The sequence below is a fragment of the Peristeroidobacter soli genome, from assembly GCF_004138485.1.
Lineage (GTDB): Bacteria > Pseudomonadota > Gammaproteobacteria > Steroidobacterales > Steroidobacteraceae > Steroidobacter > Steroidobacter soli.
In genome coordinates this window covers 1,166,634-1,180,899 of sequence record NZ_RYEV01000005.1, presented here as the reverse complement: position 1 = coordinate 1,180,899, position 14,266 = coordinate 1,166,634, and the positions used below count along the sequence as shown (strand labels likewise).

Annotated in this window: 6 protein-coding genes; 2 read left to right on the top strand and 4 right to left on the bottom strand. The window is 63.5% G+C overall.

Annotation, left to right across the window (positions count from 1 at the left end):
• The first annotated feature begins 172 nt into the window (after positions 1-172).
• Positions 173-1,597: an SDR family NAD(P)-dependent oxidoreductase gene (locus tag EKO19_RS26380; protein WP_129780136.1), complete on the top strand. Its 1,425-nt coding sequence runs from the start codon at positions 173-175 to the stop codon at positions 1,595-1,597.
• Here the strand turns inward: EKO19_RS26380 and EKO19_RS26375 are convergent.
• On the bottom strand, positions 1,592-3,358 hold the full coding sequence (locus EKO19_RS26375) for a CocE/NonD family hydrolase (RefSeq protein ID WP_157995447.1): 1,767 nt from the start codon (positions 3,356-3,358) through the stop codon (positions 1,592-1,594). The genes EKO19_RS26380 and EKO19_RS26375 overlap by 6 nt on opposite strands.
• A gap of 318 nt (positions 3,359-3,676) precedes the next feature.
• Here EKO19_RS26375 and EKO19_RS26370 point away from each other — a divergent pair, with 318 nt between their 5' ends.
• Positions 3,677-9,037 carry a non-ribosomal peptide synthetase gene (locus EKO19_RS26370; protein ID WP_129780132.1) on the top strand — a complete coding sequence of 1,787 codons (5,361 nt, stop codon included), beginning with the start codon at positions 3,677-3,679 and terminating at the stop codon, positions 9,035-9,037.
• 55 nt (positions 9,038-9,092) lie between these two features.
• Here the strand turns inward: EKO19_RS26370 and EKO19_RS26365 are convergent, their stop codons facing one another.
• From EKO19_RS26365 to EKO19_RS26355, 3 genes are read right to left on the bottom strand one after another with little or no spacing between them, the layout of a single operon-like run.
• Positions 9,093-11,579: a GH116 family glycosyl hydrolase gene (locus EKO19_RS26365; RefSeq protein ID WP_129780130.1), complete on the bottom strand. Its 2,487-nt coding sequence runs from the start codon at positions 11,577-11,579 to the stop codon at positions 9,093-9,095.
• Positions 11,576-12,913: a C69 family dipeptidase gene (locus EKO19_RS26360; RefSeq protein ID WP_129780128.1), complete on the bottom strand. Its 1,338-nt coding sequence runs from the start codon at positions 12,911-12,913 to the stop codon at positions 11,576-11,578. Before EKO19_RS26360 ends, EKO19_RS26365 begins: the two co-directional genes overlap by 4 nt.
• A complete protein-coding gene (locus EKO19_RS26355; RefSeq protein WP_129780126.1) occupies positions 12,914-14,257 on the bottom strand; it encodes a spinster family MFS transporter in 1,344 nt (447 codons plus the stop codon).
• Between the last annotated feature and the right edge of the window lie 9 nt (positions 14,258-14,266).

The following is a 14,266-nucleotide window of genomic DNA, read 5'->3' as shown; positions in this document are numbered from 1 at the left end:
TGCAGGGCGGAACGTCGGCGAGTGACAGAGGGAGGACTGTTGGGAATTTCACAAGAGCTGCGTCGGCTCTCATATATCCAGCGATACATGAGAGCGCGCTGCTGCGCGCGGATTGTCGCCGTCGACGCGTCGAGCGTATCTTCGCTCCCCCTTTTCAGCGGCGGGCGACAGGATGACGGACTTCACCACGGAATTTGCGGTGTCGCTGGCGGATAGCGTCGCGTTCTCGCGCCTGAGTGGCGACTGCAACCCTCTGCACATCGACGCGGTCGGCGCCCGTCGACTGCGGTTCGGCGGTACCGTCACGCACGGTATTCATTTGTTTCTTCGTGTTCTCGATGAGCTCGCCCGGCGCGGATTGCTGCAAGGACAGACACCGGCCTTGTTGAGCGCAACGTTCAACAACGCCGTCACTTCAGACACGCGAGTCAGCCTCCAGGTGAACGCCCAGGGAAACAGGATCCGCGTCAACGGTGCGGCCGCCGGAGCACCGGCGTTCACTGTCACGATCGAATTGCAGCCGGGATTCATGCCCGAGTGCCCGATCGCAAACACAGAGTTCGCGCCGACGGTTGCCGATGAGATCGAGTTCCCGCCCCCGGTGCGCGAAGGCAAGGTGCCACTGCAGCTCTCCAGCACGCTGCTCGGCGCATTGTTTCCATCACTCGCGGCCCTGCCTCATCACGGCTGGATCGCGGACCTGCTCGCGACCACACAGATCATCGGCATGCGCTGCCCCGGTCTGCATTCGATTTACTCCGGCTTCAAACTGCAGCGATCGTCGGCGGGCTCGACCCCTCAAGCCATGCACTATCACGTGCAGGGCACGGAGCAACGCTTGCAGATGATTCGCTTGCAAGTGGCGGGTGCGCACCTGAATGGCACCATCGAGGCATTCTTTCGAGCACGCCCGGTGGCCCAGCGCCCCTTGCGTGAGATCGCCACAGCGGTTCCGCCGCGCCTGTTTGCCGGACATCGCGTCCTGGTCGTCGGTGGCTCCCGGGGGCTCGGCGAGTTGACCGCGAAGATCGCGGCCGCTGGCGGTGCGAACGTGACCATCACTTACTCCAGAGGCGCCGACGATGCACGTCGGGTCTGCGCCGAAGCCGATGAACTCGGCTATCAGTGCACGGCCCAGCCGCTCGACGTGCTCGGACGATCCGCCCTCGACGACTCACGCTGGCTGGCGAGCGCGGCACCCAGTCATGTCTATTTCTTTGCTTCCTCGCCCATCGTCATGAACCTCGAGCGCTGGGATGCGATCCTGTTCGACAAGTTCGTGCGAATGTACGTCACGGCATTCGCCGGACTGGTGGATCGCGTTCTAGAGGCACGCACCAGCAGGCGACAGCCAGTGCGCTTTCTCTATCCCTCTTCGGTTTTCGTCGGCCAGCCCGAAACGGGCTTCGCCGAATACGCGGTCGCCAAGGCAGCAGGTGAAGCGCTGTGCGATCAGCTGCAAGGCCGGCGCGGCGCGCAGTTCTCCAAACCGCGCCTGCCCCGCATGCGCACCGATCAAACCAGCTCGGTTACCGATATCGGCGCGGCCGATCCGTTTCCGGTGATGCTCGAGACGGTGCGCTCCTTCCATTCATGAGCCGATCGGCACCTGTAGCACGCTCGGATGGGACGGATCGTGAAACAACCGCACCGTGACCGGGCGCGCATCGGCCACGGTTTGTGAAGCGATGTCGCCGCCGGTGTTGTAGTTCTTTTGGTTGTAGATGGAATGCAACGGACCGATCACCAAGCGCAGGCGGTGTCCCTTGCGGATCAGACGGGAGACGAACATGAAACGTTCGAAGTCGTACCGCAACGGTTGATCGGTGTTCACCAGCACCGGCTCACGCAGGCCCAGTCGATAGCGGGCCCGGATCGAATCGAAGCACAGTTGGGTGGCACCGCCGTCGATGGCGACGTCGTACACCCACGCTCGAAAATCCGTGTCCGGCTGATCGATCGACAGCCAGGCGGACAATTTGAAGAAGCCGCTGACCTCGGTATCCCGTTCAAAAGGCGCGCTGTGATACACGAGCAGCTTGCCCACCGACGCGAACAGCATGCGCTGATCGACGCGACTTTGCGGATCGACCGTGCTCTCGAGCGACGCGCGACCGAGATCGCGAGGATCGTGAACGTAATGATCCGGCCCGCTGTTCGTCGCCGGCGCCGCTCCCAACGTGCCGGAATGAAACACGTCGGTGGGATTGACCGTGGAGCTGAGATACAGCGGCTCGTGCTGCCGCGTGACCTCCTCCAACGTATCCGCATACCGCCACTGATCCGCGACCATGAGGTAGTAGGCGACGTTCTTGCGCAGGAATTCCGGCTTCGGACCGCCCTGCAGGGTCCACGCATACCATTGCAGATGGAGCGCGGGCAGATCGACCATGCTGGCCGCACCGACCTCCAGCCCACCAAACTGCGTCGCCGGCGTGCGCGTGCCGGCGTGATCCCAGGGACCGATGACCAGGTAATGACGACTCCGAATCTCCACCGGGCAATGTTTCAGATGCTCGGCGTAATGAGCCAGTGCGCCCGGCTGATCGCCATCGTAACAACCCGTGATGGTCAACACCGGCAGCGACATGTTCGCGTACTGCTGCGCCGTCGGGTTGTAACGATCCCAGTACGCGTCCTGGAACGGGTGCTCCAGCCAGCGTTGAAACACCGGCGACGGACTGCCGAGTTGCCTATCCAGATCCCGGAAGGCGGCACCGGATTCGAACCATTGCCGGAAGCGCTCCCCCCAATAGAGCTCGTTCTTCCAGAACAGCTTGTCCTGCGACGTGCGCCCCCATACCAGCGTCAGCCATTGCATCAGGTACGGCGTGGGCAGGTTGCTCCGACCGGGAAAGTCGGCACCGATGAACGGCGCCGCGGCCGGCACGATCGTCGCTAGATGCGGCGGATGTTCCCGAGCCGTCGCCCACTGCGTGTAGCCGGAATATGAACCGCCCCACATCGCGACCTTTCCGTTGCAGTAGGGCTGGGTCGCGAGCCACTCCGTGATGTCGAAGCCATCGCGCGCTTCGTTGATCAGCGGCTCGAACTCACCTTCAGAGTCGCCGCGGCCCCGCACATCGACGCAAAGGAACGGATAGCCGTGACTGGCGAAATACAGGCCACGGTCATGAGAGGTCTGGGCCACGTAGGGCGTCAGGGTGAAGATAACCGGCCGCGGCTCCAGCGGTTCCGGCGGCAGATACAGGATCGCGTTCAGATGAATGCCATCGCGCAGGGGAATTCTCACCCCCCACTGCATACGTACGTCGGCGCCCGTGGATTTCATGTCGAGTGGACCGGTACAGCCTCGCGATCCAACCCTGCCGATGCCGGCCGTTTGCCAATTTTCCATGACCGGCTCGAATATCCGCGCCCGCATACCGTCTCGGATACCTCCCCGTGTGTCGGCCTCGCGGCGCGCGCGTTCGGAACGGGCGAGCAAGAAAACGTCGATAAATTCAACGGCTAGGCTCCTGGCTTAACAGCACCACACCCGTCCTTTGGAATCCGGTGACCCGCGTCCGAGGATCGCTAACGGCGGTTAACGACTACCAGTCGTAACCTAACTTCCCATCATGGCCGTTCGCAGGGAGGCGGCGGCCCGGAACCGGCCTCCCGACGACTCGATCCCATTGCCCGCAGGCAATCATTAAGCTCAGGAGCTTTGTAGATGAATCAGGCCAGTTCGACCCGGATGGCGATCGCCGCAACCTTCACGGCCGATCCGCTGCAACGGCCGCTCGCGTTTTGGATGGACCGCCTCGGCATCGACGCCCAGCTTTCCCTGGCACCGTATGCGCAGATCCTGCAGGAAGTCCTCGACCCGAACAGCATGTTCGCGCGCAACCAGGGCGGTTACAACATTCTGCTGCTGCGCCTGGAGGACTGGATTTCGGCGCGCCTGGCCGAGGGCCTGAAGAGCAATGTCGAACATGTCACTCGGACCTGCGAGGAGCTGGCGCAGGGCCTGGAAGCGTTACGCGAACGCAGCTCGGCGCAGAACCTGGTTTTCTTCTGCCCGGTGTCGAGCTCGTTGCCGGCTGAGTACCGCGAGCCGCTGGAAACCATTCAGCGCACGCTGCGCGCCCGTCTCCAGCACCTCGCGCACACCCATTGCTGGGATCACGCCGAGCTGCTCCGGATGTATGCACTGCCGTCGTTCGAAGATCCCGCCTCCGACCGCCTCGGCCATATTCCCTACACGGACCGTTACTTCGCCGCGCTTGCCTCGCTGTTCGCACGTCGCATCGGCGTGCTGCTCCGGTCGCGTTACAAAGTGATCGCCGTGGATTGCGACAACACCTTGTGGAAAGGTGTTTGCGGCGAGGATGGCGCGTCGGGCGTGACGATCACACCGGCGCATGCGGCGTTTCAACGCTTGCTGGTCGAGCAGCACGATGCCGGCATGCTTCTATGTCTATGCACCAAGAACAATCCCGCCGATCTGGAAGCGGTGTTCGCTGCTCGTACCGACATGCCGCTGCGCCTCGAGCACGTGGTGGCCTCGCGGGTGAATTGGCAGCCCAAGTCGAGCAACCTGCATGCGCTCGCGCGTGAGCTGGACCTTGGGCTCGATAGTTTCATCTTCATCGACGACAGCTCGCTCGAATGCGCGGAGGTGCGGGCGAATTGCCCCGCCGTCCTGACCCTGCAGTTTCCGCAGGATCCCGCAGCAATGACCGATTTCATGAGTCGCACCTGGGCATTCGATCGGGTAGCGGTCACCGACGAAGCACGACGACGCACCGAGCAGTACAAAGAGAATCGTGCACGCAACGAGGCACTCGCCAGTGCCAGCGGTCTCGATCAGTTCCTCGCCTCGCTGCAACTCAACGTCCAGATGTCAGTCATCGAGCCCGGCACTCTGCCTCGTGTCGCCGAGCTCGTGCAGCGGACCAATCAGTTCAACTTGACGGGCATCCGTCGCTCGGCCAGCGAGCTGCAGCGGTTGCTGGACGGTGCCGAGCTCGCGGGACTCACGATTCGAGTCCAGGATCGATTCGGCGATTACGGTCTGGTCGGCGCAGTGCTGTACCGGCTGACGGACGATGCTGTCGAGGTCGATACCTTCGTGCTCAGTTGCCGTGCGCTTGGCAGAAAGGTCGAGCATCATATCGTCGAGCAACTGGCACAAATTGCCCGTGACAGCGGACGCTCGCAGGTCGTGCTGCCCTTCACCCGCACGCGCAAGAATGTCCCGGCCTGGCAGTTTCTCGAGCAGTGCCTCCATGAGTTTCGCGTTCCAGCCGAGACCGACGACACGGCCAGCTTCGTGATTCCACGAGACGCGCTACGCGGTCTGATCGAGCGCTCGACGACGCTTGCGGCGCCAACGGAGGATACGCCTCGCGCCGACTCACACAGCAAGCAAGACGACACGACGCGCCACCAGTGGCATGAGACCGCCTATCGCTTGAGCGATCTGTCGATCCTGCTGAGCGAGCTTGGCACCAGTTGCGCCTCGGCACCGCCCGTCGAGCAAGAGCAAACAGCACCGCGCACCGAGTTGGAAAGCACGCTGACGGATCTCTGGGCGGATATTCTCGATCTGGATGCGCAGGACGTGGGCGTGACCACTGATTTCTTCCGTCTCGGCGGCACCTCACTGTCGGCGGTGCGCATTCTCGCCCGCATGCAGGCCGATCTAGGCGTGGAGCTATCCGTGTTCGATTTCTTCGAGGCTCCCACGGTGGCGGGCGTGGCAGCCAAGCTTGCGACCGCGGCATCCAGCAGCGTGCCGATCGACCGCGTCGATAGAAACTCGGCGCTGGTCCTGTCGGGCGCGCAGCTGCGCTTGTGGTTCATCGATCGTCTCGAAGGCTCCAACGCCAGCTATCACCTTCCGCTCGCCCTGCGCCTGCGAGGCGAACTGGACTATTCGGCCCTGCAGGGGGCGCTCAACCAGCTGCTGAAACGTCACGAGATCCTGCGCACTCATTTCGACCAGGTCGGCGAGGAGCCCGAACAGAAGATCGTCGCCACCGCGCAGCTCGAGCTGCGACGAATCGACCTCGACCGGCTCGACAGCGCGGCGCGCGAAGTGGCGACAGCGAGGCGGCTGCGTGAGGAGTTCTCAACACCGTTCGATCTGCGCGCCGGCCCGCTCATTCGTGGTCTGCTGATTCGCACGCAAGCCGATGAGCACGTGCTGCTGCTCACGATGCATCACATCGTTTCCGATGGCTGGTCGCTGGGCGTGCTGCTCGATGATCTCGGTGCGTCGTATGACGACATTCGCGCGAATCGCCCGAGCACGTTGCCAGCATTGCCCATTCAGTACGCCGACTACGCTCAATGGCAGCGGCGCTGGGTGGCGGGGCCCGAAGTGCAGCGACAGCTGCAGTACTGGATTCAGCACCTGCAAGGCAGCCCCGAGTTGCTCGAACTGCCGACGGACCGCCCACGTCCCGTCGTGCAAAGCTATCGCGGCTCGAGCGAGCCGGTGAATCTCGGCCGCGAGCTCACCGCGGATTTACAAACATTGGCTCGGCAGCACGACATGACAGCGACCATGGCGCTGTACGCCGGCTGGCTGCTGTTGCTCTCGAAGCTCAGCCGCCAGGACGACATCGTCATCGGCATGCCGGTGGCGAATCGACGCCGCGCCGAGCTGGAAGGTCTCATCGGCTTCTTCGTCAACTCGCTGCCGCTGCGCCTGAGCGTCCAGCCCGACTCGAGCGTGACCGCGCTGCTGCAGCGAGTGAAGCGGGTCATGCTCGATGCGTTCGCCAACGAGGACGTGCCGTTCGATCAAATCGTCAAGGCGTTGCGACCCACCCGCAGCCTGCGGCACGCGCCGATATTTCAAGTGATGTTCGTGTTCCAGAGCGCCTCTCGCCCGACGCCGGGCCTGTCGGGTCTGCAACTGGAGGCTCAGGAAGTACCGTTGCACATGGCCCACTTCGACCTGACGCTGTCGCTGCAGGAGACTGCGGACGGCATTGCTGGCGCGCTCAACTACGCAACGGATCTGTTCGATGCTTCGACCGTGCGTCGCTGGGTCGATTGTTTCAAGGTCCTGCTGCACTCGATGGCGAACGACACCAGCCAGTCGCTTGCCACGGTGCCTTATGTGCCCGTCCCCGAGCGCCACCGCCTGACCGATACGTTCAATGCGACCGGCGCGCCCTACCCTCACGACAAGCTGATTCACGAGCTGTTCGAGGCGCAGGCCCGCCGCATTCCCGGCGTGCCGGCCGTCGTCTATCAGGACCGCTCGCTCAGCTTCGGCGCGCTGAACGCCATGTCCAATCAGCTGGCGCGTCATCTGCGCGAGGCCGGCATCGGCTCCGGCGAACTGGTGGGCATCTGCATGGAGCGTGGCATCGATGTGATGATCGCGATTCTCGCCACGCTGAAGGCAGGTGCGGCCTACGTGCCGCTGGATCCGGACTATCCCGCGGCTCGACTGAAGCACATTCTGGAAGACGCCGCGCCCCGCGCCATCCTCACTCATTTGTATCTACAGACCCGACTGCCCGACACCAGCATTCCCTCGATCGCCGTCGATGCGCAGTGGCAACGGATCGAACAGGAGGCGGACGGCGATATCGACCCGCGCTCCATCGGTGTGACATCGCGCAATCTCGCCTACACGCTGTACACCTCGGGCTCCACGGGCCGCCCCAAGGGCGTGATGATCGAACACCGCAATGTGCTGAGTCTGTGGCAGGGACTCGAAGCGATCTATCGACAATGCGGAGCCTGCGAGCGCGTCGCGGTCAACGCGTCGTTGAGCTTCGATGCTTCAGTCAAACAGTACATGCAATTGTTGTCGGGACGCACCGTGGTCATGGTGCCGCAGGCCTGTCGATGGGATCCGAGCCTGCTGTTGAGCTTCATCGATCGTCAGCGCATCGATGCCATCGATTGCACGCCGATGCAGCTGAAAGCCTGGCTGTCGGCTGGCTTGCTCACGCGGCAGGAGGGTCATCGGCCGCAACTGGTACTGGTCGGCGGCGAGCCCATCGACGGGCCACTATGGCGCACGCTCTCGCAAGCGACCGGCACCGAGTTTTTCAACGTGTATGGGCCGACCGAGAGCACCGTGGACACGACTTACGCCCGCCTGCGAGGCGATAACGGTCCACCGCACATCGGCCGGCCGATGCAGAACCGTCAGGTCTATATCCTCGACGCCGGCCGGCAGATCGTGCCCGTCGGCGTGCCGGGGGAGATATACATCGGCGGCGAAGGCGTCGCGCGTGGATATGCGAATCGACCCGAGCTCACGCACCAGCGATTCTCGCCCAATCCATTCCGTGCCGAGCTCTCCTCTTTATATAAAAGCGGCGACCTGGCCCGGTGGCGTGACGACGGCAGCATCGAATATCTGGGCCGCAACGACGATCAAGTGAAACTGCGCGGCTATCGCATCGAGCTGGAGGACATCGCCAGCCAACTCGATGCGCACCCTGGGATCGAAGATGCGGCAGTCATCGTGCGCGACGACCCTCGAGGTGAGCCGTGCCTGGTGGCCTACTTCGTCGCTCGCGAGGCCGCGCCGGGTGTCGAGGAGCTGCAGCGGCATCTGCGCGCGGCGCTACCTGAGTACATGGTTCCCAACGCATTCGTGCAAGTGCAGAGCCTGCCTGTGACCGCGAACGGGAAGCTCGACAAGCGCGCGCTGCCCGCTCCGGATGCGACTTCCTATCGCACGCGACATTACGAGGCTCCGCAGGGCGAAATCGAGGAGTCGATCGCGTCGGTCTGGCGGGAGTTGCTGGGTCTCGACCGGGTCGGACGCGACGATAATTTCTTCGAGCTGGGGGGCCATTCCTTGCTGGCGACGCAGGTGATCGCCCGCGTCGAGGACCGTCTGTCCATGGCACTGTCGATCCGCTCGCTGTTCGAGTTCCCGACGCTGCGACAGTTCGCGGCGGAGGCGGCCTCTGCGCGGCACAACCCTGTCTCCGCAGCGCCGACCGATGACGATGAGGACATCGATGGGTTGCTGGAGCAGATCGCCGCGATGTCACAAGCGGAGGTCCGTGAGCGGCTCCACGACTACTCGATGAAGGGCGGGCGGTAAGCCGGATCGCGGCGGGGCGCGTTCAGTGACAGCTTTACGATCGGGGAGCGCCGGCTCAGGCCGGCGTGTACTCGATGGATCGACAGGCAATCTCGCCGGCGACGACGTCCAGAAACGGCGCGCCGTCGCGGACGCCCACCGTGCCGTAGCCGGTCGCGGTCGAGAGGAAACATCGGAAGTCGCCCTTGATCGCGGGCCGCAGATGGAGCACTCGATCGACGGCATCGAAGCGTGCGCCGCTGAAGGCCTGGAGCAACGCGTAAGACGACATCGCTCTGGCGTACCAGTGCCCCGCTTCCACTTCGCCGAACGGGTTGCGAACGCGGCCATCGTAACGATTGCGGCACGCACGAACGACCTGTCGTGCGGCGTCGATCCGGCCGAGCAATGCCAGGTGCGAGGCAACCATGTACTCCACACCGGTCCATACCTCGTCGCCCATGTACATGGGGAGCGAGGGACGCCGGTCCTTCGGCCAGCTGCACACGACCAGCCCCGCTTCTTCGGCGCAGCCCAGGAAGCCACGCGACAGATTGACTCGATCGTGCAGACTCTGCTGAAAGTTGTGGCGAAACACTGCGTCGAGATGGCTGGCCACTTTATTGCCATCGAGAATCTCTCCGACCCCGACCAGCGAGCACAGCCACGCGCCGAGCATCGCGTCGGACAGACAGCCCTCGCCAACCTGGTAGGGCGGCCCCTCCTCTTGCGCCACTCGCAGCTGTTCAGGGTGGCGTCGTAGCAGATTCGCGAGCGGCCCGTCGTGCGGAGGAAATTCAGCGCGCAGCCGCCGCCATTCGACCCTCTGAAAGAAATATTCGCCGTTGAACAAGAAATCTTCCAGGCTGCGCACGGCCGCGCCATATAACCGTGTGTAGCCGTCGACGTCCTCGCCCAGCGCTTCGCCCATCAGAATCGCCGCCTTGAGCGCCCCCGCGTAGGCACCCGTGCACAGGCCATCCGGCCCCCAGAACTCCACGTCATAAGTATTGAAGTGCGGCTCTTCGATGACACCGCGACGGCGCGGATCCCAGGCATTGATGGCGTAGTCGAGGCTCAGCTCGATCTTCGGCCACAATCGCCGCAGCCACGCCGCATCGCCGCTGATGCGCCAGTCCCGGTAGACCTTGATGATGGTGCCGAACTGACCGTCGGCCGCCGCCGGAAAGCCCCAGGCGTCTTCCCGCGAATCGCCGATACGACGGGTCGGCAGCGCGGCGCGAATGGCCTGAAAGCCATCGGCGCCCAGATTTTCACCCAATTCAGTCTCACGCAGCGTGCGTTCCAGATCGGGAAACAGATGAGCCAGGCTTTGTGCGAAGTTCCACACATGGTTGGCCGAGCCGTACCACGAGCCGACTTCGTCGAAGCAGCCTTCCCATCCCCACAGCCGGCCGTCCGCCTGCCGCAGCACCGTCGGCGACTTGAGGATGCTCAGATTGGCAGCCACCGCTTCCATCACCTCATCCGGCAACGTGCTATCGAACAGCGTATCGCTGAATCGTTGCGACGCCTGGCGCAGCGCTGCGTAGTGCCCGGTCCAATACTCCTGCAATGTTTCCAGACTGGCGAATCGCGTCGAGTACCACGGCTGGTAGTGCGCGTCGCTGCTCTCGACGCTATCGAAGCGGCCCTGCCGGAAGAAAAAACTCGGCTCGAACAGATTGCTCCGCGGCACATACCAGGCCAGATGCAAACGAAGCGTTCTGGTCTCACCCGGTGCGAGCCGCAGCGGTGCGAACAGCGATACCCCAGGATAGGAGTCCGCGCCATCTGGAACACGCGCCTGGCGCACGCCGGTTGTGATATCGCGCCAGAGCATTTGTATCTGCGCGCGCGATTCGCCTTTGAACCATGTTTGCACACCGGCTTGCTCCGTGGATTCCAGCCAGGCGGCGAAGTACCCCTCGTCCGAAGCGCGATGCTCCGAACCCCGTTCCCCCAGCACGAAGCCACCCGGCGAGGCCCGAATGAAATCCGCAGCCAGCGACTGCTTGTCTGTCGGGTCCGGGCACGCCATGAAATTCCCGGCGCTGAACCAGAACTCCGCCTCGACGGTCGAGCGACCGGGATTGACGAAGGAATACTCCATAGCGGCGACCGGCAGACACGCGTTGTCGGCATCCCCTGGAGCGAACGGACTCCATGCGGTCAACTCCGCCTGCAACGGAAAGCTCTCATCGAGCAGACGCACTTTGGCGAAGGGAAAGCGCGCCTCGAAACTCGCCGCGCGAAATCGCGGCAAGCCAAGAAACATGTTCGGCGCGAGTCCGAGCTTGCCGGGATGGCGCGGCCGCCGCTTCCACTCGGCCACCGGTCCTTCGAGCACTCTGGCGACGCCTGTATCGCGCATCGAAATCGCGGCGAACGCTCTGTGCTCGGCACACAGCTCGGGCTGGTGTCGCAAAGAGAATTTGGAGAGCGCCCCCGAGCCTTCCACACAGATCATGCCCGCGCCCATGCCGCCCAACGGGAACGCAATCTGCTCCAGATGCCGGCCCGTGTAGCAGGCATTGTACTTGCGAGAGCAGCCCTCCCTCATGAAGCAGACAGTTCCAGCCCCGCCACTCGATTCAACTTGTCCCAACCCTCGACATAGGCGGCATCGATCGGCGTAGCGGCCGCCGGAATGCGGGTCAGCCAGCGGGCCTCCACCGCCATGGCCTCCTGCCAACACTGCGCGACGACGTGCGCACGATCGGCATTGCTGCCACCCGCCATCACCGACTTGATCCGCTCATCGAAATCGCGCTCCAGCGCGTCGCGCTCATCGGCAATATCCGCCAGGAACTGATTGAAGTCGCCGAGCAGCGCCGCGCGATGCAAACGTTCGTGACGCCACCACAACGTCGCGGCATCGAAGCGGTCGGAGGGCGCAGGTCCGCTGTCAGGCAAGGGGACGTCGAGCAAGACCGGCTTGAAAATCGAGGTACAGGGCGCTGCCGAGCCGGTCACCCAATGAATCGCCCGGCCGCTGCGCACGTCGGACACCATGGAGCCGGTGGTTTGTCCCGGACTGTTTTCCGGACCGGCGTGCATGCACACCGTGCGTCGAATGGCGCATTCCGCCTGCCAGCCCGCCACGTGCCCTTCACCCGTGCCGTGGTCGCGAAGGATGCGCATCATCCCGAGCGCAGTGAGCCCGCCGTCGTGCAGATTCAACAGCGAGGTACTGCACTGGCGGCGAGCTGTGGCGTGACCGATGTGCTCGCGATTCGGATTGGCGATGACATCGGCGTAGCGCGGTTGCGCATCGCTGCTCCAACCCGAGTCGCGCAGCAACGCCGGCAACCCCGGACTGACGCGCTCGACCCGGTCTTGGATACTGTAGCGATTCGACATCGCGCGCACGCCCGACACTCGCTCGAGCAACCATTCGCGCCCCAATGTTTCCAACACGAACGCGTCGGTGGCATCCGCGATCATGAACGCGTTGTTGAAATAAGAGCGTGTGATGTGGCCGTTGTTGCCGCCTTGACCGAATCGCTCGAGCAGCCGCGTAATGACTTCGACAGCCTCCGCGGCCGAGCTCGCTCGCTCCAATCCCAGACGCACCAGATCGTCGCCCAGCAGCGCCTCCGCTTCCTGCGCGGGATTACGCGCATGCACCGCCTGGTTGCCGATGACGACGCCGTGCTCGTTCGCGCCCATCTCCGCACCCCACATCCAGAACGGACGACACAGCAGGACTGCGTTGGTCCGCGATACTTGTGGAATCGCGATGTAGGTGCACTTCAGCGACGCGTTCACTTCATGAGAGCCGCTCGGCAAGCGTTCGATCGCCTGCGCCTCGTTGCGCTGACGGTCGCTGTTCTTTCCATATAGCATCGCCTCGCCGGCCGTGCTGCCGGGCGGCGCCAGAATGGTGTCACACATTTACGTAGCCTTATGCAAGCGTCCAACTTCCAGTTCACTCTGCGGCTCGCGCGGGATTCGGATCCCGGCGGCAGGCTCAACCGCCGCGCTCGGCAGGTCCCGTTGCACCGAGCCACTGGCCTTCCATAGATGCCACGCAGCCCACCCGTACCCGGGACAGCACAACAGCAGCGAATATCGCAACGACTCTTCGCCGACCCAGGGGCGCAACAGATCGCTGACCACACCTACGATCAGCGGTCCGAAGCCCGCTCCGATCAGATTGGCAATCAGCAGGATCAATGCAATCGCGACGGCTCGCATATGGGGCGGCACCAGCGTCTGCGTCACCGAATACATGGGGCCATTGCTCAGGCCGGCCATGAAGCTGGTCGCCGCCAGCGCGCCGAGTGCCCAGTACATGTCCGATAGAACATAGACACCGACCTTCAGTACGGCGAGCAGCGCGAAGGCGATCGACGTGCCCAGCAGTTGCAGACGCTCATCGTGCGCGGCGTAGCGAGTGGCGAGCTCGCCGCCCACATAGGTGCCGAGAAACCCGACCCCGCCATACGCGAGCGCCAGCCACGTGCCGATCTCGCCACTGCTCATACCATGACTGCGCATGAAGAACGCAGCCTGCCATTGCACCATGCCCGAAACAAACAAGTACTGAATACAGAACGCGAACAACAGATGCCGAAACGTGTCATTGCGCCACAGGGTGGCAGCCACCTCTCGCGCGGACGGTTGCGCATCTGGCAGCGGCTCGTGAGGCTGCACCGTGCCGCGCTCCAGTCTGGGCTCTTTGAGTGTCACGGCGGCGAGAATGCCGAGCGCAAAGCCCGGGATCCCCACGATCATGAAGGTCGTCCGCCAGCCAAACAGTTCGTTCAACCAGCCGGCCGCGAGATTGCCAACGATGAGTGCGATCGGCAGGCCCAGCATGTAACGCGCGATGGCCCGCGGCCGCTCCGCCCGGCTGAACGTATCCGAAATGAGTGACAATGCCGGAGGCTGGCATCCTGCCTCACCCACCGCGACACAGACACGCGTCAACAACAGCTGCGTGAAGTTGGCAGCGACGCCGCATAAGGCCATCGCCCCGCCCCAGAGCATCGCGGTCACCGAGATGATGGTGACGCGGTTGCCACGGTCCGCCCAGCGAGCGATGGGAACGCCGAGCACCGCATGGAACATCGCGAACGCAAGGCCCGTCAGAAACCCGAGCTGGGTATCGGTCAGCGCCAGCTCCGCCCGGATATCTTCCAGCAACAGTCCCAGCGTCAAGCGGTCGAGATAATTCGACGCGAAGATCACCAGCAAAACGGTCAGCAGATAATTCTTGTAACGCGACTCGAGCATCGTCGTTGC